Origin of the sequence: Streptomyces asoensis (assembly GCF_013085465.1) — a bacterium.
Classification (GTDB): Bacteria; Actinomycetota; Actinomycetes; order Streptomycetales; family Streptomycetaceae; genus Streptomyces; species Streptomyces cacaoi_A.
Genome location: NZ_CP049838.1, coordinates 216,512 through 235,864 on the forward strand (window position 1 = coordinate 216,512; position 19,353 = coordinate 235,864).

The 19,353-nt window shown below is 68.9% G+C and carries 17 protein-coding genes and 2 pseudogenes; 11 read left to right on the plus strand and 8 right to left on the minus strand.

The features are described 5' to 3' along the window. Positions 1–33 precede the first annotated feature (33 nt). Positions 34–1,644: a sodium/solute symporter gene (locus tag G9272_RS01045; protein WP_171394746.1), complete on the minus strand. Its 1,611-nt coding sequence runs from the start codon at positions 1,642–1,644 to the stop codon at positions 34–36. 332 nt (positions 1,645–1,976) lie between these two features. Then, positions 1,977–2,198 carry a hypothetical protein gene (locus G9272_RS01050; protein ID WP_171394747.1) on the minus strand — a complete coding sequence of 74 codons (222 nt, stop codon included), beginning with the start codon at positions 2,196–2,198 and terminating at the stop codon, positions 1,977–1,979. Between the two features lie 207 nt (positions 2,199–2,405). Between G9272_RS01050 and G9272_RS01055 the strand changes: the two genes are divergently transcribed. After that, complete coding sequence (locus G9272_RS01055) at positions 2,406–2,651, plus strand: hypothetical protein (RefSeq protein ID WP_171394748.1); 246 nt, start codon at positions 2,406–2,408, stop codon at positions 2,649–2,651. A gap of 164 nt (positions 2,652–2,815) precedes the next feature. Here G9272_RS01055 and G9272_RS46330 read toward each other — a convergent pair. Further along, a pseudogene (locus tag G9272_RS46330) lies at positions 2,816–3,017 on the minus strand (hypothetical protein); the annotation flags it as partial. A 227-nt stretch (positions 3,018–3,244) separates the two neighbouring features. Here G9272_RS46330 and G9272_RS01060 point away from each other — a divergent pair. Then, positions 3,245–3,889: a GAP family protein gene (locus G9272_RS01060; RefSeq protein ID WP_171394749.1), complete on the plus strand. Its 645-nt coding sequence runs from the start codon at positions 3,245–3,247 to the stop codon at positions 3,887–3,889. A gap of 285 nt (positions 3,890–4,174) precedes the next feature. On the opposite strand, the gene G9272_RS01065 is transcribed toward G9272_RS01060, so the two are convergent. After that, positions 4,175–5,539: a glutamate decarboxylase gene (locus G9272_RS01065; protein ID WP_171394750.1), complete on the minus strand. Its 1,365-nt coding sequence runs from the start codon at positions 5,537–5,539 to the stop codon at positions 4,175–4,177. A gap of 704 nt (positions 5,540–6,243) precedes the next feature. Beyond that, positions 6,244–7,302, minus strand: a complete 1,059-nt coding sequence (locus G9272_RS01070; protein WP_171394751.1) for a type III polyketide synthase — start codon at positions 7,300–7,302, stop codon at positions 6,244–6,246. Between the two features lie 413 nt (positions 7,303–7,715). Here G9272_RS01070 and G9272_RS01075 point away from each other — a divergent pair, with 413 nt between their 5' ends. After that, on the plus strand, positions 7,716–8,342 hold the full coding sequence (locus G9272_RS01075; protein ID WP_253267642.1) for a replication-relaxation family protein: 627 nt from the start codon (positions 7,716–7,718) through the stop codon (positions 8,340–8,342). Between the two features lie 115 nt (positions 8,343–8,457). On the opposite strand, the gene G9272_RS46060 is transcribed toward G9272_RS01075, so the two are convergent. Both G9272_RS46060 and G9272_RS01090 read right to left on the minus strand, forming a co-directional pair. Next, the gene (locus G9272_RS46060) at positions 8,458–9,297 is read right to left on the minus strand and encodes a transposase family protein (RefSeq protein ID WP_171401765.1); all 840 of its coding nucleotides are present in this window, start codon (positions 9,295–9,297) and stop codon (positions 8,458–8,460) included. A gap of 780 nt (positions 9,298–10,077) precedes the next feature. Next, positions 10,078–11,049 carry an aldo/keto reductase gene (locus G9272_RS01090; protein ID WP_171401766.1) on the minus strand — a complete coding sequence of 324 codons (972 nt, stop codon included), beginning with the start codon at positions 11,047–11,049 and terminating at the stop codon, positions 10,078–10,080. Between the two features lie 148 nt (positions 11,050–11,197). Here G9272_RS01090 and G9272_RS01095 point away from each other — a divergent pair, with 148 nt between their 5' ends. From G9272_RS01095 to G9272_RS44655, 7 genes and pseudogenes are all read left to right on the plus strand, one after another. Beyond that, on the plus strand, positions 11,198–11,803 hold the full coding sequence (locus G9272_RS01095) for a TetR/AcrR family transcriptional regulator (RefSeq protein ID WP_171394752.1): 606 nt from the start codon (positions 11,198–11,200) through the stop codon (positions 11,801–11,803). Between the two features lie 201 nt (positions 11,804–12,004). Continuing rightward, the gene (locus G9272_RS01100) at positions 12,005–12,397 is read left to right on the plus strand and encodes an ester cyclase (protein ID WP_171394753.1); all 393 of its coding nucleotides are present in this window, start codon (positions 12,005–12,007) and stop codon (positions 12,395–12,397) included. Then, a complete protein-coding gene (locus tag G9272_RS01105; protein ID WP_171394754.1) occupies positions 12,390–13,487 on the plus strand; it encodes a Gfo/Idh/MocA family protein in 1,098 nt (365 codons plus the stop codon). The genes G9272_RS01100 and G9272_RS01105 overlap by 8 nt, the downstream gene beginning before the upstream one ends. 177 nt (positions 13,488–13,664) lie before the next feature. Continuing rightward, positions 13,665–14,612: a tyrosine-type recombinase/integrase gene (locus G9272_RS01110; RefSeq protein WP_171394755.1), complete on the plus strand. Its 948-nt coding sequence runs from the start codon at positions 13,665–13,667 to the stop codon at positions 14,610–14,612. Continuing rightward, positions 14,609–17,083 carry a tyrosine-type recombinase/integrase gene (locus tag G9272_RS44645; RefSeq protein ID WP_253267644.1) on the plus strand — a complete coding sequence of 825 codons (2,475 nt, stop codon included), beginning with the start codon at positions 14,609–14,611 and terminating at the stop codon, positions 17,081–17,083. Before G9272_RS01110 ends, G9272_RS44645 begins: the two co-directional genes overlap by 4 nt. Next, positions 17,080–17,595, plus strand: a complete 516-nt coding sequence (locus G9272_RS01120) for a DUF6262 family protein (RefSeq protein ID WP_171394756.1) — start codon at positions 17,080–17,082, stop codon at positions 17,593–17,595. Before G9272_RS44645 ends, G9272_RS01120 begins: the two co-directional genes overlap by 4 nt. 72 nt (positions 17,596–17,667) lie before the next feature. After that, positions 17,668–17,850: pseudogene (locus tag G9272_RS44655) on the plus strand (nucleotidyltransferase domain-containing protein); the annotation flags it as partial. 236 nt (positions 17,851–18,086) lie between these two features. Here G9272_RS44655 and G9272_RS01130 read toward each other — a convergent pair. Next, positions 18,087–18,437, minus strand: a complete 351-nt coding sequence (locus G9272_RS01130) for a winged helix-turn-helix transcriptional regulator (protein WP_123995091.1) — start codon at positions 18,435–18,437, stop codon at positions 18,087–18,089. Between the two features lie 88 nt (positions 18,438–18,525). Here G9272_RS01130 and G9272_RS01135 point away from each other — a divergent pair, with 88 nt between their 5' ends. Next, positions 18,526–18,993, plus strand: coding sequence for an ester cyclase (locus G9272_RS01135; protein WP_171394757.1), 468 nt, complete (start codon positions 18,526–18,528; stop codon positions 18,991–18,993). Positions 18,994–19,353 lie beyond the last annotated feature (360 nt).

Here is a 19,353-nt window from a genome sequence, read left to right on the forward strand (position 1 = left end):
CACGAGTGATTGCCGAGCGGCGGCGGACCAGGCTCAGGGGCGTCCCGCGGCGTCGGGGCTGCGTGCGTCACGGCGCGTGGTTCCCGTCCCTTGGTGCCAGGGTTCTCGCGGGGCCTCGGAACGGGTGCGGCCGATGAGACCGAGCAGGAAGCCCGCGGTGATGGTGATCAGCCCCGGGGTCTGGAGCGGGAACCAGTGGAAGTCGCGGTCGGGGAAGAGCGCGATGGGCGTGCCCGAGACGGCGGGGGACCCTGCCAGGAGCAGTGCGATCAGCGGCAGGGTCCCGTAGACGGTCCAGCGCGCCCCGGTGGCGGTGTGCCCCGGCAGGAAGAGCGCGTACAGCAGGACCGGAGCGAGCACCGAGGCCGCGACGGTGAACGACAGCGAGATCAGTGTCAGTCGGCCGCGGTCCTGGACGATCACGGCCAGCACGACGGCGGCGGCTCCGACCAGGACGATGCCGATCCGGGCCCGGCGGATCTCGCCGCCGGGCGAGCGGCGCGCCGTTCCGTGGACCGGCCGGCCGCCGAAGTCGCGGACGAGGCTGGAGGCGGCCGCCAGGGTGATACCGGCGACGGCCGCGAGTGTGGTCACGAAGACGGCACAGGCGACGGCCGCGAACACCATGCTGTGCCGGACTCCCCCGGCGACCGGGTCGAGCGCGCCCGTCAGCATCAGCAGCGCGGTCGCGCCCCCGGGGTCGGCGGCCCGCAGCAGGTCCCGGCCGATCAGGGCGCAGGCGCCGAGTCCGGCCACCACCACCGCGGCGCACACCACCGTGACGGGGCCCACGGCCCAGCCGACGGCACGGCGAGCGGTACGGGCGTCGCGCAGCGGGTGCAGCCGCATGGTGAGGTGCGGCAGACAGGCGGCGCCGAGCAGGAGGGTGGTCTCGAAGCTGATCAGGTCGAGGCGCCCGGCGAAGGAGTGGCCGAAGTGCAGTCCGGGGCGCGCGTAGTCGGCGCCCGCCTCGGAGCGGTCCCGGGCGGCGTGGAAGAGGCCCGCCGGTGACCATCCGTACCGGGCCAGGACGAGCCCGGCCACCAGCAGCACCGCGGTCAGCACGACACCGACCTTGAGGACCTGTACGTAACCGATGCCGCGCATCCCGCCGAAGGCGGCGTAACAGACCATCAGCGTCCCGGCAGCGATGGTGCAGCCGGTGAGCGCGCCGTCGGGGAGGCCGAACATGGCCACCATGATGTGGCCCGCGGTGGAGAGCTGCACCAGGAGCAGCGGGGTGAGGACGACGAGGGTGGCGACGCCGAGAGCGCGGCGTACGGAGGGGTCACCGAGCCGGTCGGCGAAGAAGTCCCCCAGGGTGAACACGCCGCCGCGGCGCAGGGGTTCGGCCAGGATCCGCATGACCAGGTAGAGCGAGACGACGGTGGCGAAGGCGAAGAGCATGCCGTCGGCGCCGTCGAGGGCGACCGAGCCCGTGGTGCTGAGCAGGGTGGCCGCGGAGATGTAGTCGCCGGCGATGGCGAGTCCGCTGCCGACCGGGCCGAATGCGGCGCTGCCACCCGCGTAGAAGTGCTCGGGGTCGTCCAGGTCGGCCGCCGCCAGCCCACACATCAGCAGGGACACCGCGACGAAGACGAGGAAGACCACGACGGCGAGCGAATGTCCGTCGCCGGTGCTCATGCTCGGCGCTCCGGTGCCGTTGCCGCGTACGAAGTCGTCGAAGCGGACGGGGCTTTAGGCGCGGACGGGTCCTTCGGTGCGGATGGGTCCTTCGGTGCGTACGGGCCTGGCGGTGGAGGGGATGCGGAAGACATGCCGGTCATGCCATCAGCCGGCCGGGGCCGCGTACAGCGGGCGGGGCACGCGGGAGGCGGTGGCACAGCGGGGTCGCGGCGGGGATGTGCGGTGGCACAGGCTCGCGTCGACAGCCCTCCCCCGCATCCGCACGCGGCCGCGTTCACGGCCGACTTCCGCACGTGGCCGGTCAGGGCACGGCCGCGGTTCCGGCTTGGTCAGAACAGCTCGTCCTGCTCCCCGGGGCCGGACCGGCACCCGGCGCGCCGGACCGGTTGCCGGGCGGGCGGCTCCTTGCCGAAGAGGGGGACCGTGCCGTACTCGTCGGGTTCGGCCGGCACGGGGATGGGTCCCGTCCCCACGTTCAGACGCAGCGGGACGTCCCGGTCGAAGTCCGACGGCGTCATCGCCGGCCACTCGCGGTCCTGACGTTCACTCATCGACACCCCTCCGCCCTTGCACCTTCTCCTTCTCCTACCCCTGACCCTCGGCCGGCACGCCCGGGCGATGATCAAGGACCCGTACGGCCGGACGTCCGGCGATGTCACCCGGCCATGTCGTCCCGCTGCGTCATGGCCTGCCCGTCCGCGGCGGTTGACGAGCACGGCGCTTGCGGCAGACAGCAGTTGACCGAGTGTCAGCCCCCGTTGTCCGACTCCTGGGCGGCGGTGGAGGCCGTGGTCGCGTCCTCCGGCAGGGGTGCCGGCCACTCACCGATGTCGCGCAACGGCGGCCCCTGCCACCGCGTCGTGCGTGGCGGGTTCGGCGGCGCGACCGCTCCCCCGCCCCCGTCCGCTACGGAGTCGCACCTCGTGGCCACGTTGACCCTGCACGCCCAAGGCCTCGCCCCCGTCGACGAGGTGTGGTCGCGCTACGTCGCCCCGCCGCGCTGACCCTCGTGGTCGCCGCAGATCCGCGCCTTACGCGCGGGAGTGGACCTGGCGGGTACGGCTGGGCCCCTTGCGGCCGCGTCTGCACCACAGCGTTGGCCCGCGCGGGAACAGGACGGTGACGACCTTGCGGCAAGGACGGATTCCTGCGACTGGGACCGCCCCGGCAGGACGGGGCCGGGGGCGTACTCGCGGGCGTTGGTCACCAGCTCGCCGACGACCAGCTGGGTCAGGTACCTCGTACGGGCGGGTACCGGCAGGTGATGGGCGCGGCTTGGGCCGCGTGGCGTGGTGGCGGGCGTCGGCGGTGCAGCCGAATCCGTGCGCGGCCGGCACGACCAGCGGGTTGTGCCCGTCCCGTACAGCCACAACAGATCGAACGCGACGAAGTGGGCCGACCGCTCCGCTCCCCCGCGGCCCCGCGTGCCGCGCCGACAGTCCCGGTGCCGCCATGCGGGCGTGCACTGCTTGACCAGGCGGGTCGTCGCTTGCAGAGTCGAGATGCGGCACCACAGCAGCGCCGCCTCACTCTGCCGACCGGTTCGCCCGTCCGCAAGGCGGCCCGACGGTCCTGACACCCAGGAGCGGCTGATCCGATGGTCCTCGACCTGGTTGTGATCGGTACGGCCATCACCCTGGGGCCCTTGCACAACAGCGCCTTCATCCTGCTGCTCTCCTCGCGGCACGGCGTTCGCCAGGGCCTGGCGTTCCTGCTGTCGTGGCTGGCCAACCTGGTCGTGGTGATCGCCTGTGTGATGCTGCTGACCGGCGGTCAGCCCCCGGCCCGTCACAGCGTGCCCTCGACCGCCGTCATCGTGGCGAAACTCGTCATCGGCCTTGCACTGGTGCTGTACGGCGCACACCGGCACCGCCGACCGCCCCGCCCGCACGGCCCGCCGCGCTGGACCGCCCGGATCGACAACGCCTCCCCGGTCGCGGCAGCCGGCCTGGCATGGCTGCTCCAGCCCTGGGCACTGGTCGGCGCCGGCGCCGCGACCACCGTCGACGCGAACCTCTCCACCCTCGCCGACTGGCTCGCGCTGACCGGCTACTGTCTGCTGGCCACACTCAGCCTTGTCGTCATGGAGATGTACGTGGTGTGGGCGCCCACAGTCGCGAACGCCCGGTTGAACGCCCTGCGGAGGTGGCTGGAGCAGCACCAGGAGCAACTGATCGTCACGCTCTCCCTGCTCCTCGGCCTGTGTCTGACGGCCCGGAGCATCGCCGAGCTGGTCACCTGACAGGGACGGCCCCGGCGGCGCGCCCCCTACATGTGTCCCGGTGGTGGGCTGACATTCCGGGGTATCTCCGGGAGGGCTTCGGTCGGCTGACCGTCTTGACCATGAGGGTGACGGCAGCGGCTGCGCGCCGGAGGTTGGCCTTGCCCAGGACCTGGCGGCGGGTCAGTCGGCGGCTTCGGCGTTGGTCACCAGCAGCACCTTCGTCCGGTGGCCCACTGCTCATAGGGGGCGAATGCCGAGCGTCGGTACTCAGTCGCACGGAACTGCCGCTCCGTCCCAGTTGCGTCAGTAGCCGGTGCCGCGCTTGACCTGGGTCCGCTCGATCCCGTGGGTCGCGCCCTTGTCGTCCAACGTGCGACACGCGTCGGCGATGTCCTGGCTCAGGCGATCGATCTGCTCACGGCTCAGAGTCTCCTTGACCAGGGCGCGCAGGATCTTCACCCGCTCCGCGTTGGGCGGGAGCGTGTATGCCGGCACCATCCAGCCCCGCTCGGCCGAGAGCTGCCAGGCGATGTCGGACTCGTCGTAGGCGTGCTTGCCGGCGAGACGGAAAGCGACGAGCGGCAGCTGCTCGACGTCGCTCCCGATCACTTCGAAGCGGCCGCTGCTGCGCAGGTTGTCCGCCAATGCGCGGGCGTTCTCCTGCATCATTTTCATGACGTAGGTGTAGCCCTGGCGGCCGAGCCTCACGAAGTTGTAGTACTGCGCGAGCACCATCGACGCGCCGGTGGAGAAGTTCAGCGTGAACGTCGCGTCGGTCTTGCCCAGGTAGTTCTCGTAGAACACGAGGTCCTTGGCCAGGTCGGACTCCTCACGGAAGACCAGCCATCCGATGCCGGGGTACACCAGGCCGTACTTGTGTCCCGAGACGTTGATCGAACGGACCTGCTCGAGCCGGAAGTCCCACTTCGAGTCCGGGTAGAGGAAGGGCCACACGAATGCGCCGCTGGCGCCGTCGACGTGGATCGGGATGTCGAGGTCCCGCTCTTTGCGGACGTCCCGCAGGAGCTTGTCGATCCCGACGACATCGTCCTTGTGGCCGGTGAACGTGGTGCCGAGGACGGCGACGACGCCGATCGTGTTCTCGTCGAGGTGGGGCTCCACGTCCTGCGGGCCGATCGTGTACTTGTCCTCGGCGAGCGGCACGATCCGCGGCTCGACGTCGAAGTAGCGGCAGAACTTCTCCCACACGACGTGGACGTCTCCGCCGAAGATCAAGTTGGGCCGGTCGGTCGGCAGGCCGGCCGCCTGGCGGCGCTCGCGCCACTTCCACTTCAGCGACAGCGCGCCGAGCATGATCGCCTCGGACGAGCCCTGAGTGCGGCATCCGGTCGTCCTGCCCGGCGCGTGGAAGAGGTCGGCGAGCATGCGCACGCAGCGCTGCTCGATCTCGGCGGAGATGGGGTACTCCGCATGGTCGATGAAATTGCGGTGGAGGTTCTCGGCGATCAGCCGTTGCGCCTCCGGCTCCATCCAGGTGGTGACAAACGTGGCGAGGTTGCGCTGTGGGTCGCCCTCCATGGCGAGATCCACATCCACGAGCCTCATTGCGTCCGTCGCGGCCATACCTTCCTCGGGGAAGGTCTCCGAGGGAGCGGGCACGGTCAGGAATCGGTTACCGAAAAGAGCCGAATCATCCTTTTTGGTCATACGGCGATTCAAACAGCGCTGGAGCCTGCCGCGGGCGAGGGACACACCGGGACGGAACTGCGCGCCGGTCACGAACGGGCCCCCAAGCACGGAATCCCTGACGGCCCATGGGCCGCGGCGTGAGGGTATGTCCAGGTCGGACCATCCGGTGATCATGCACCTGCCGGCGAGTCGTCGTACCTCGCACAAGCCTGGAACAGCGGTGGCGAGGGACGGCGGGACAGCACGTGGTGCCCTTCCTGCGGCCGCACCTTTCACAACTCCCAGGCGCGCCTCTGATCAGCGGACACATCCAGGGAAGCCTGTGCAGCAGCGGGGACGACACCACCGCGACGGGGTCCACCGCCCCCACTGCCACGGCGTCGACCACACCGGTGTCATCCGCGCCGGCGGACCCGGACGCAGTGAAGGAGACCGCGCTCGAGGTCTACCAGAGTTACTGGGGCGAGACGCAGGAGCGTTGAGCCGGTCGGCCAACGCGTCACCAGGGTGATCGCGTTGGCCGACGACGGCGACGTCCTCCGCGCGGGCGGCGACCGCGGCCGCCGGCGTCGCTGCGGCCGTGGGCCGCGGCCCGGCAGAGTGGCGGGCCTGGGAGGCCGGCAGAGTCGGAGGGGCGTGAGCGTCCTGGGGTCAGTACCGGTATCCACGATGTGCGCGTGGAAGTGACCCGATCCTCATCGTTGAGACGGCACGGCGACGCGTCAGGATTCGAACTCCGAAGTCCAGGTGCCCAGGGCGATCTCGGCCGTGATGCCGGGCCCGAAGCCGGCCATCAGGCCGCGGTGGCCCTCAAGGGTTGATTCCTCGTCGAACATGCGGGCCAAGGCGTCGAGTACCACCGCGCTGGCTATGTTTCCGTACTCGGTGAGCGTGGCGCGGCTGAAGCGGAACGCCTCGGGGGGCACGTCGAGGAAGAGGCTCAGGTCGTCCAGGATGCGCGGACCGCCGGCGTGGATGATGTAGAAGTCCATCTTGCTGGCGTTCCATTGGTGCTGTTCCGCGACGGCCTGCAGCGCCGGGGCGAGTGGCTCCATGGTCCCGGGCACGCGCTTGTCGAGCTGGAAGTGGAAACCTGTGGACCGGACCGCGTAGGAGATCCAGTCCTCGGTGCTCGGGATGATGTACGAGCCGTTGCGTTCCAGGCGGACTCCGGTGCCACCGTTGCCCCGGATCACGGCCGCGGCGATTCCGTCGCCGAACAGGCCGTTGGACAGCAGCGACCCCACGCCCAGATCGGTGGGCTGATAGCACAGCGAGCAGAACTCGCAGGCGACGACGAGCACGTTGGCGTCGGGGTACGCCGTGCAGAAGTCGTGTGCCCGGTTGATGGCTGCGCCGCCTGCTGCGCAGCCGAGTTGGGCGATCGGCATCTGTCGTGTCTCCGGCCGGAAGCCCATCTCGCCGATGAGCCATGCGGTCGGCGGGGGCATCATGAAACCGGTGCAGGAGACGTAGATGATCATGTCGATCTGCTGCGGCTCCAGTTCCGCATGGTCGAGCGCCCGGCGCACCACGGCCGGAACGCGGGCCTTGGTGTGCGCCTCGTAGGTGGTGCTGCGGGCGTCGAAGCCCGGGTGCTCCAGCACCTTCTCGATCGGCTGTATCAGATGCCGCTTCTGCACCCCGGTGTGCTCGATCAGGCTGAGGATCAGATCGAGCTGCGGATGGTCGCCGTGCAACCGTTGCGCCAACTCAAGGGTTTCTTCGTTGGTGATGACGTACTCGGGTACCTGGATTGCCGGCTTACAGAGAACCGCCATGGAATGCCTCCCGCAGACGTGGTCCACATTGAGCCGGGCCCTGGCCGGATGCGGGCTATTCGTCTTCCGGCGGCAGCCACCCGGATCCGTCCGCGCGGAACCGGTGCGAACAGACCTGTGGTGGGCTCCGGCGCCGGTTTCGATACCCCTGGCACGGGCGCGGTCGGGGCAGATGTCGAAGACTCAAGTTCTCCCCGTTGGGGCGGAAGCTGATCCGCCACGGCTTGATCAGCCGTCCGACCCACGCTACGACGGGAGGGTGAGCGTCGCATGTCGGGCGAGAAGCACAACGGGACGGCTCGGATCATGGCCCCGCCTACCAGTGGACGTAGATCTCGGTGATGTCGACCACGACGGAAGTTCTCCTCATCCGGGCAAACCGTCAGGGATGGGGAAGTACATGATCCTCGAACTTGCCGGTCTGCCGCGCCAAGCGGACCCCCGAGGGCCTGATCGACCGCATCACCCTGCCGCAGGCGGGGCGCAGCCGGGTGTGGTTCGCCACCGCGTACGGGGTGCAGGTCGCTGGGGAGTGGCCGGAGCTGCGCGGCCGGCGCCCGCCGCGGCTGGCGTCCGATCCGGTCGCCGCGCGGCTGCGGGCGAGCCACACCCTCACGGTCACCGAGACGGGGCTGCAATTCCTGCTGGACGCGCGCCGTCGTGGGGAGGTGTGTCGGCCGCTGGACTTCCTCCCGGAAGCCCACCACCCCATGGGAGGCGGGGAGGCGGTCATCCCGGACGCATTGATCTACTACCAGCGCGGGAACCGGGACGGTGAGGGGCGTTCGATGCTGCGGGCGTTCCTCGATGTCGACCGGGCGACCATGGGACCCGAACGCCTCGCCGCCAAACTCCGCGCCTACGCCCGGCTCCACCAGTACAGCCCTGCGCCCGTCGGCCGGCCGCACGGCGGAGACGGTCCAGGGAAGCGAGGAGGAGTGGGGGCGGCACTACCCGCTCTTCCCACGGCTGCTGTTCGTCCTGGACGGCACCAGCCCCGTCGGCATCGACACCCGTCTGCGGGCATTGCACGCGGCTGACGTAGACCCGGCGGTGGCCCGCTTCCTGCGGGAGGTGACGGTGCTGGCCGCACCGATGACCGACCTCCTCCAGCACGGACCGGCCGCAGCCGTGTGGCACCCCATACAACGTCGATCACCGGGACACTTCGCGGTTCGTGAGGACGAGCAGGGCTCTGACCAGGGCGGTCGCCCAGGTCGGGTCGGTGCGGACTTTGCCCAGCACGCGCCAGTTTTTGAGGTGGGCGAAGCCGTGCTCCACCGGTGCCCGGACCGCTGCCAGTGCGGTGTTCGACAGCTTCTGTCCTCGTGTCAGGGGCCGGTTCCGGGCGGCCTTGTAACCGGTGATCACTGCGGGGCCGGTGTCGGGGCCGCTGTCGTCGAGCCCAACGAAGCCCAGGTCGGCGATCGCCCCGAGACCGGCCGCCCGCAGCTTGGCGGTGAGCTGGTCGTGTCGACAGGCGGTGATCTCCGAGGTCCGTCCGGGCCGGGCCGCCGAGACCCGGAGCAGCCGGCCGCGATCGTCGGTGAGCGCGATCACGAGCAGGCCATGGCATTTGCTCTTGCCGGAGTAGTTCTTCCGGTTCTCTTTGCCGGAGCGCCGGCGGGTGCGGATCAGCGTGCCGTCCAGCAGCACCATCCCGCCACCCTGGCGGGCGATCTTTTTGAGGGCGCGGTCCAGGCGCGGGGCGCGGGCGGCCAGCAGGCCGACGGCTTCCCTGACCCACCGGGTCACAGTGGTGCGATGTATCCCGTTGCCACCGGCCAGATCACCCGGCCGCTGGTCACAGCGCAGTACGGCCAGCACGAGGGCGGCGATCCGTCCCTGAGGCAGGGCCCGCCACCGTGACCTGATCTTCTTCAGGTGGCCGCGGATCAGGCCGGCGAGCCAGTTCAGGGTGGCACTCGACAGCGGCAGGCGGGCAGTGCAGACAAGGCCGTCAGGGCCCTCGACGGGATGGTTGTTTTTCTTCACACCAAACTCAACTGCCGCCGGGCGCCAGCCAGTTACGCCACGTCGGCGCCTGCCTCCCCACGCCTGGGAGCGTGCGGCGAATCTGCCCTCAGGACGCTTGTGCAGCCAGCCGCGGTCGGCGAGCTTGGTCATCTTCGCCCGCAACGGTTCCAGCTTCCCGCGCACCGTCACCTCAAGGCCCAGCTCCTCGCCGACGGCCCTGACCTGCACCGGGCCGTCGGCAGCCCGCACGATCGCCAGGATCTTGCGGTAGTCAGCGGGCAGCGCGGCCTCATCGCCCGTCCCGCCGCGGTGCGGGATCAGTAAAACCGCCCGTCCCGCCGCCCGGGCCGCCGTCGGGGCGACGGCCGCGGCGGCCTCCGTCACAGCCTGGTCCTGTTCGGTCAGCCGGTGCAGGACCCGCTCGGCGATCACCAACTCCTCCCGCTCGGCCTGGACCTCCGCCAGCTGCTTGGCCAACTCCTCTGCGAGCGTGTCCAGTTCATTCCGGCGAGCCGTGATCCGCTCCAGCTCCAGCATCCCCACGCCCTCCCCGCGCTCTCCCGGCACCGGCCCGGTCAGGGATCGCAGGAGGGGCACGGCGGTCGGCGCAGCAGAACCCGACAACGGCCCTGGCGACAGGTCAGACGATCTTCACCATGGACACCCGCCGACGACCAGCGCGAGTACCCCGCACACCAGACCCGTGACCTGCGTACTTCATGTTGCACAGTCTCATTGGGAATGCGGCACTCTTCGCCCGGATGCCGACCCGCGGCGTGCGTGGTGGTACGTCTTCGATCAGCGGTCGATGGCGGCCATGTTGTCCGCGTCGTAGCGCTCGCCGGAGGCCGGGGGCAGGTCGTTCAGGCGGGCGACGTGGCTGGCGGTGAGCTCGATGTGGTCGGCGGCGGCGTTCTCCTCCAGCCGGGCGATTCGCTTGGTGCCGGGGATGGGCGCGATGTCGTCACCCTGGGCGAGCAGCCAGGCCAAGGCGGCCTGCGCGGGCGTGGTGTCGATCTCGGCGGCTACGGCCCGGACCTCGTCGACGATTCGCAGGTTGCGTTCCAGGTTGCCGTCGGCAAAGCGGTGGTTGGTGCGGCGCCAGTCGTCGGCGTCAAGATCGTTCAGGGAGCGGATGTTGCCGGTCAGGAAGCCGCGGCCAAGCGGGGAGTACGGCACGAAGCCGATACCCAGTTCGCGCAGGACGGGCAGGATCTCGGCCTCCGGGTCGCGGGTCCACAGCGAGTATTCGGACTGGACCGCGGTGACCGGATGCACGGCGTGAGCGCGGCGGATCGTGGCGGGGCCGGCCTCCGACAGGCCGATGTGGCGGATCTTGCCTTCGGTCACCAGTTCGGCCAGCGCGCCAACGGTCTCTTCGATGGGCGTGCCGGGGTCCACCCGGTGCTGGTAGTAGAGGTCGATGTAGTCGGTACCCAGGCGCTTCAGTGATCCCTCCACGGCCAGGCGGATGTTGGCCGGGGTGCTGTCCGGAGCCGAGCCACCGGTGTGGGAGATCAGTCCGAACTTGGTCGCCAGCACGACCTCGTCCCGGTGCCCCTGCACGGCCCGGCCGACCAGCTCCTCGTTGATGAAGGGGCCGTACCCCTCAGCGGTGTCGATATGGGTGACCCCGAGATCCAGAGCGCGGTGGATCGTGCGGATCGACTCGTCGTCGAACTGGCCGGCGCCGGTGTAGAACGCCGACATTCCCATGGCTCCGAGACCGATGCGCGAGACCTTGAGGCTGCCGAGCGAAATGGTTTTCATGGCGCGGACTTCCCTTCCCATTAGTTCAGTACCGGTCGGTGCAGAACAGTAGCACATCAAGACCGACCGGTACCGAATCGTGTTCGCCACCTTGTGGGGATGAAACTGCTGGTCAGCGGGGATCTGTACCGAGTGGTACGCTTGTGGCATGGGTGACTCCCGTAAGGCCGTCATGGGTCGGCCTCGAGGCTTCGACATCGACCAGGCGCTGGAACGCGCGATGCGGGTGTTCTGGGCGCGAGGTTACGAAGGTGCAAGCCTCGCTGAACTGACCGGCGCCATGGGGATCACCAAGACGAGCATGTACGCGGCCTTCGGCAACAAGGAGCAGTTGTTCCGCAAGGCCCTCCAGCGCTACGGCGCGGGGCCGGCCGCCTACGCCACGCGCGCCCTGGAGGAGCCCACCGCACGGGCTGTGGCCTTGGCGTTCCTCCGCGGAGCGGTCTGCACCACAACTCCTCCCGATGGCCCCTCCGGGTGCCTGACCGTGCAGGGTGCGCTGGCGTCGAGCGACGAGAGCCGGGCCGTCCACGACCTGCTTGTCGACTGGCGCAACGACGCGGGGGTCCGCCTCGAGGAGCGCTTCCGGCGCGCCGTCAACGAAGGTGATCTTCCGGGCAACGCCGACCCTCGGCGTCTTGCCCGGTTCATCATGACGATGGGTTTCGGCATCGCGGTGCAGGCCGCCAACGGCCTCGGTCCTGCCGAGCTCGATGAAATCGTCGACACGGCGCTGCTCGGCTGGCCCGCGTAGCGACTGCGCCCCTTCGCTCGCCCCGGTGAGACATCTCCTCACATGAGGGCCGTGACAGTGCGGGAAAACTTCGGTACCGTCCGGTACGGAAGTTTCGGGCAGTGGTTCCTCCCCCTGCCGACGATCACCGCGACGAAACCGTCAAGGGCCGTCGCGAAACACCGAGCATGACCTCCGCTCCGGGGGCCGAAGAAGGGGATCATGTCCGACACCGACCTGCGCGAGTTCTACCTGCGCTACATCGGGGCGCTCAACGCACACGAGATCTCCCGCATGGACGAGTTCATCCACGACGAGACCACCCTGAACGGCGAGCCGGGCACTCGGGACCAGGTCATCGCTGTGCTGAACGGCGACATCGACGCGGTCCCGGACTTCCACTGGGAGCCCCGGGAGATCGCGGTCGATGGTGATCGCCTGGCCGCCCGTCTGACCAACACGGGCACGCCCGCCAAGGAGTGGCTCGGCGTGGCTCCCACCGGCGCCTCGTTCGAGATCGTCGAGTACGCCATCTACCAGGTTCGTGACGGGCGGTTCGTGCACATGACGGCCCTGCACGACGCCGAAACCCTGAGGCGGCAGCTCGGTGCCTGACCCCCGTAAGCCGATCGGCGTCGGCATCGTCGGCCTGAGCGCCACGGGAGGCTGGGCGGCCGGGGCTCACCTGCCCGCGCTGAGCGCCGTCGACGGTATCGAGCTTCGCGCGCTGGCGGCGAGCTCCGAAGCCTCGGCCCAGGCCGCAGGAGCGGCGTATGGCGTACCCGCGTACACGTCGGTCGAGCAGCTCGCCGGCGACGAGAACGTCGACCTCGTTGTTGTCGCCGTCAGAGTGCCTCAGCATCGCGAACTAGTGTTGCCCGTGCTGAAGGCGGGAGTGCCGGTGCTCTCCGAGTGGCCGCTCGCCGTCGACCTGCGCGAGGCCGAGGAGATGGAGCGTGCCGCCGGGACGACGCGTACCTTCGTCGGTCTTCAGGGACGCTCCTCGCCTACCTTCCGCTGGCTGGCCGACCTCGTGTCCGAAGGATTCGTGGGGGAAGTGCTCTCCGCCACCGTCGTGGCGTCTTCGACCGAATGGGGCACTCCGGTGTCTCAGAACATGGTCTACACGGTCGACCGCAAGCTCGGGGCCACGATGCTGACCATCGCGTTCGGACACGCGATCGACCTGGTGTCGATGGTCGTCGGCGAGCTTCAGGAAGTGGTTGCTACGACCGCGACCCGGCGCCGCCACGTTCCCCTCGGGCGCACCGGGCAAGTCGTTCCGATGACCGCCGAGGACCAGATCGCGATCTCGGGCACCGTGGCGGGCGGGGCGATCCTGTCCGTCCACCACCGTGGAGGCGCGGCATCGGGTGCAGGGTTCTCTCTGATCATCGACGGCACGGAGGGGAGACTCGAGATTACCGCCGCCGAGTTCCCGCACATCGGTCCGGTCACGGTGTGTGGCACACGCAGCGGCGGTCGGCCTACGAAGGTCACGCTGCCCAGCGGCTACGACGTCTATCCCGGCCTGGCCGGAACAGTGATCCACACGCTGGTGCACGCCTACGCCGCGATTCGGGACGACCTCATCCACGGAACGGCTGTCGCCCCGGACTTCACCCACGCCGTCAAGCGCCACCGACTCCTTGACGCGATCGTACGTTCCGCCGCCACAGGCCAACGAAAAGCCCTCCATCCTTAGGCTCGCAGCCAGTCGATTTCGACACTGTCCGACATCACTTCGCCACATCGGCCCCTGCCATGTGCGCCGGCATACTCGGCCGCACGCTGACCGATCGAGAGCGGACACGAGCGAGCGTGGCGTTCGGCGCAGCAGAACCCGACAACGGCCCTGGCGACAGGTCAGACGATCTTCACCATGGACATGGGGCTGTTCATGGTGTGGCTGCGGTGGGCGCCGGGCAACGGTGGCCAGCGCCAGGCCGTCGTCCCGGGGCCGGGAGGACAGCCGGTCCGCGGGGATGCGCGAATCAACAAGGTGCTGACCGCGGTACGGATGTTCCTGCTTCACGCGGTGGTCAACAAGGCCGCGCCAGCCTGGGTCCTTGAGCAGCTCTACGAGCTGGGGGATGACCGTGACCTGCCGGTGGAGGCACGGGGCGAGAGCGGTGGGATGCAGTATCGGCTGCGGGCCCGTCACCGGCTGCAGGAGCCGGAGACGGAAGTGGACCGGGCCAGTGACGAGGAAGTCGTGGCGATGCTGCGGGCCTGTCGGTCAGCCCGGGACAGGTTGATCGTGCTGCTGCTGTCGCGGGTGGGGTTGCGTCCGGGGCAGGTCGCGGGGCTGCACCGCTGTGATGTCCACCTGCTGATGGATTCGCGCTCGCTGGGGTGCGGTGTCGAGGGGGCCCATCTGCACGTGATCCGGCGGCAGAACGTGAATGGCGCCTGGTCGAAGTCGAGGAAGTCGTGGGTGATGCCGGTGGACTTCCTGGTGGTGCAGGCCGCCGACCAGTACGCGGTGGAGCGTTACGAGATCCTCGGGGAGGGTGGAAGTGACTTCTTGCTGGTCAACCTCTTCCGCCCGCCCTTTGGCTCGCCGGTGACCACCGGCGCGATTGGAGAGCTGTGCGAGTCGCTGTCGGGACGGGCGGGGCTGGGCCGCCGGGTTGGGCCGCGGATGTGCCGGCATGCGATGGCCGGCAACGTCGTGGATGCCGGCGGCACGCTGGATGAGGTTCAGGCTCTGCTGGGCCAGAAGAACCCGGCCTCACCCCGTCCCTACCTTCATCCGGACCGAGCTCGTCTGCGCGCGGCCGTTGACCGCGTGGCTTCGCCCCGCCTGACTGAGGGGGAGACCCGGTGAACCTGGCGGTCGCAACGCCCCAACGCGGGGCAGGGGAAGACACGGTCACCACAGGGCTCATGGGCGCCGTCCAACCGGAGTTCCTGCAGCTGCTCAGCTGGGATCCTCACGTCCGGGTTCTGGTGCTGCCTCGCTCGCACCCGCAGTTCAGCGGTGAGGAGTGCCTGGTGGCTGGCTGCGACAAGATGTCCTACTACGCCTATCAGAAGGGAATGTGCACCGGTTGCGCGGAGCGGTGGAAGAAGAGCGACCTGCCCTTCGAGGAGTTCGTCACCATCCAGCGTCCCGGCCGGATGGTCGGGTTCTTGCCTTGCCAGGTCGCGCACTGCGAGCGGCCGGGCAGACGCGCGACACTCCTGTGCTCGTCGCATGACTATCAGAGGCGCAACGTCTACGGGCTCCCGCTGGAGGACTTCCTCGCTCACCCCGAGGTGCAACCGCTGCCAGCCCTGGGGCCTTGTCAGGTCGCTGCCTGTGACCGGCAAGGCGAGACCAGGAACGGTTACTGCACGCCCCACGCCGATCAATGCCGTGACCTCCGCCAGGAAGGCGTCTTGGAGGACGAGGATCTTTGGCGGCTGACCACCCCGGCCATCGCAGAATCCCGCAAGGTCAGCCTGCGTGGACTGCCCGACCGTGTGGTCGCCGAGATCCTCTACGGCCTCCAGGAACGGACCGCGCAGGGACTCCTGCACAAGGACTACCTGCCGCGCAATTTGTGCAACAACGCCCGTGCTCGGCAGGTTACTTCACTCGACGAGCTCGACTTGGACGTTCTCACCCGCACCGACAGGACCCTGGCCAGGGGCTTCCTCAAGCACATCCGCCGCTTCGGACTGAGTCCGGAGACCGAACGCCACAAGGACGTCTGGGACGCGAGTGTCTTCGGCCTCGGTGGCACCTTCTCTTTCACCGGGATCACCCAGCCCTGGCTGAGGAAAGGAGCCAAGGCCTGGGCCCTCGACGACATTCCCCGGCGCCGCGGAAAGAGTGGCAAGACCGCGGTCCAACGCACCCTGATGTCCCTGAGCCGTTTCTCCAAGAGCCTGCACCTGAGCCGGGATGACCACGGCGTCGCCCTGCCGGTGCTCGGGCGCACCGACATCACTGCCTTCCTGGGCCGGCTGAGCTTTCTCAACGACCGCGGCGACATCTCTGGCTGCACGCAGTACATGACCGTCCGCGACACCCGATGCGTGCTGACCCGGCTCCGGACCCTGGGCCTGACCAAGCCCGGCCAGCCCCTGCACGGCCTGGCGGACGACTTCGCCCTCCGCCAGGAGGACATCCCCGACGACCCCGAGGACTCCGAAGCCGGCCGAGACCTTCCTGCGGAAGTCATGCGGCAGCTCTGCGCCAACCTCGACTCCCTTGAGACCGTCAGCTCCACAGACGTCCGCACGGCCATCGAGCTGATCATCGACACAGGCAGGCGCCCCAACGAGATCTGCAAACTGCCATGGCAGTGCCTCGACCGGGAAAGCGACGGCAGCCCCGTCCTTGTCTACGACAACACCAAGAACCTTCGGCACGCTCGCCGACTACCGATCCCCGGCGCGACCGCCGCGCTCATCATCAAGCAGCAACAACGCGCCCGCGCCCGCTTCCCCAACACCCCGACCGACAAGCTCAAACTCTTCCCCGCCAGCCTGGCCAACCCCCACGGCACGAAGGCGACAACCTACGAGTGGGTGTCGGCAAAGCACCGAGCCTGGGTGAAAAACCTGCCCGACTTCCAGGTCCCCACCGTGATCGTCGAAGACGGCAACCGGGTCACCACGATGCTGCCCTTCGACAAGAACAAGATCTACCCCTACGCCTACCGGCACACCTACGCACAACGGCATGCCGACGCCGGGGTCCCCCAGGACGTTCTCCAATCGTTGATGGATCACCGCGAAACCAGCACCACACCGCGGTACTACCGCGTCGGCGAGAAACGCCGCCGCGAAGCTGTCGAGCGGGTCACCACCATGCAGTTCGACCGGCACGGCACACGCGTCTGGCGCCAGGCCAAAACCCTGCTCGACTCCGAACACGCCCGCCGCGCCATCGGCTCCGTCCAAGTCCCCTACGGCACCTGCACTGAACCCTCCAACGTTGCGGCCGGCGGCCATGACTGCCCCGTACGCTTCCGCTGCGTGGGCTGCGGACACTTCCGCACCGACATCTCCTACCTCCCCGACCTTGAGGCATACCTGGCCGACCTGCTGCGCAACCGTGAACGTCTGGCCGCCTTCGCCAACGCCGACCCCTGGGCCAAGACCGAAGCCACACCATCGGACGACGAGATTGCCCGTGTCCGCCGCCTGGTTCAGCGGGTGCGCCAGGACCTCGACGAGCTCACCGACGAGGACCGGGCCCAGATTCGCGAGGCAGTCGCACTGGTCCGCCGCAGCCGCGGCGTCTCCCTGGGCATGCCGCGCGTCCGCCAGCCCCTGCCCGACCTTCGCCCGGAGAGAACCGGATGACCAGCATGACCGACGGGCGGCGGGCCGACTCGGCCCGCCGCCGCGAACGAGTTCTGAAGACCCTCGATGTCCTGCTGCGAAGCGACCAGGACATCACGGTCTCCGGACTGGCTCGCGCCGCACGAGTGGACCGCACCTACCTCTACCGGCACCGCGACCTCCTCGAACGCGTCCACGCCGCCGCAGCCGCCCCACCAGAAGACGGCCGGATCGCGGCCGTCAGCCGGGCCTCGCTGCGGGCAGACCTGACCAACGCGCTGGAGCGGAACAGGCGGCTGACAGTCCGGGTCCGGCAGTTGGAGAAGCGTCTGTCCGAGAGCCTCGGTGAAACCGTCTGGAAGGAATCCGGCCTTGGCGCATCCGCAGACATCGACGAACTTCAACGCCGCATCACGTTGCTCGAACAAGACCTGGCCGACATAAGGGGCCAGCTCGATGAGCGGAGCGAGGAACTTGATGCTGCGCGGGCGGCTAACCGGGAACTGACCCGGGCGCTGAACCAGGCCCGCTGACGCTGATAGGGCTCTCTGGAAATGGCTCTGCCCACAGTGCCGTGAATGATCATGCACCAGCAGCCTCGCAGAGTGACACGCACCGAGACACCGTGGGGTCCCTGGGAGCCGGCAGCCCTGGCCGATGTAGCGACGCTGTTCTCGTCGGTCGAGGTCCCCTGGTGGGTTGCCGGGGGTTACGCCATCGAGCTCGCGGTCGGCTACTCGTTCCGAGATCACAGCGATCTCGATGTCCTATTGCTCCGGCGCGACCAACGGGGGTGCCACTTCTCCCGTTTCGACCTGAGTTCGGGAGTCACCTGGCGCGCGTTTTCATGATCAATGTCGATGGGAATCGATGTCACTGTGCCGCTGCATGCTCGTCTGCGGGCCCGGATTCTCCAAGCCGTGCCGGCCAGCCGCCCTTTATGCACGAGATATCCTGTCAGGCGCTGTTTCGGTCGCCTTGACCACTCTTTTGCGCTCAGGGCTGGGCAGTCGGCGGGCCCTGGTTACCGATCTTCGATAGGGAACGCGCCAGTGCGGGGAAGGTCTTGTTCGGCCCAGGCGCCCATGGTGGCCAGCACGACCTCGAGTCGTGCGCCTGCCGGGGTGAGTTCGTACTCCACGCGGGGCGGGATCTCCGCATAGGCCGTGCGGGTGACCAGCCCTAGGAGTACGAATCGTCGCAGCCGTGAGGACAGGGTCTTGGGGCTGATCCCCGGAAGCCCGGCGCGCAGCTCGGTGAAGCGTTTCGGGCCGGTCAGCAACTCCCTCACGATCAGCGTCGCCCAGGGCCCATCCAGCACGGTCAGGAACCGGGCGATCGGACATTCCGGCAAAGGGTGATCCAGCTCACTCATGCTCTCCCCATTAGTTCATTTGAGGGAACTGATTCCCTCAGGGAACTATAGCCGGAGCAGCCCGCACCCCCACTCCTTGGAGAACCTCATGACCGCGATCAGTACGGCCAACACCGCGAGCGAGATGGTGCGCTCGGCCACGACCACCGCGTTGCGGGTCGCCGCGCGCAACCTTGAGCTCTACGACACCGGCAACGTCGCCGGAGCGGACGAGGTGTTCGCCCCCGACGTGATCGACCACAACCCCGCTGACGGCGCCGCCTCGGGCATCGACGGCATGCGAGTGCTGATCGCCGCGGTCCGCGACGGATTCACCGGCACGCAGCACCGGATCCTGTTCCAGCAGGAGCTTCCCGGCGGCTGGGTGGTCCTCCACTGGCGGATGACCGGGACCCACACCGGAGACGCCTTCGGCTTCGCCGCCAGCGGCAACCCGGTCGACATCACCGGCACCGACATCGTCCGCGTTGTCGACGGCAAGATCACCGAGATCTACCACGTCGAAGAACTGCTCAAGCTCACCCAACAGATCAGCACCGGCACGCAGCCGGCCTGAAGATCGAGACCTTCTCGGACCACGCCTGCCCCCGAGCCCTGATCGGCACCCGCCGCCTCGACGCGGCGCACTCGCTCCAGGGGCCAGTCCGGGAAAGGCACGCCGGCGGCCATGAGCGGGTGGGGCGGCGGGCCATCGGCACCGCCGGAGCCGCCGTCCCTGACCGGGGGACGGGCTCAGCCGGCCGCGGCGCGTTCGGCCTGCGCCTTGGTGTGGGCGAGGCGGTAGGGCTCCGCCCCGGTCTGGACGATCGCACCGTGAAGGTCCGCCGGTCGACGATGCCCGTGCTGCGTCGCCTCGCCGCACCTCGTGGACCGCAGTGCCGGACGCTCGCCGGCTCGGTCCCGCCGCCACGGCCGT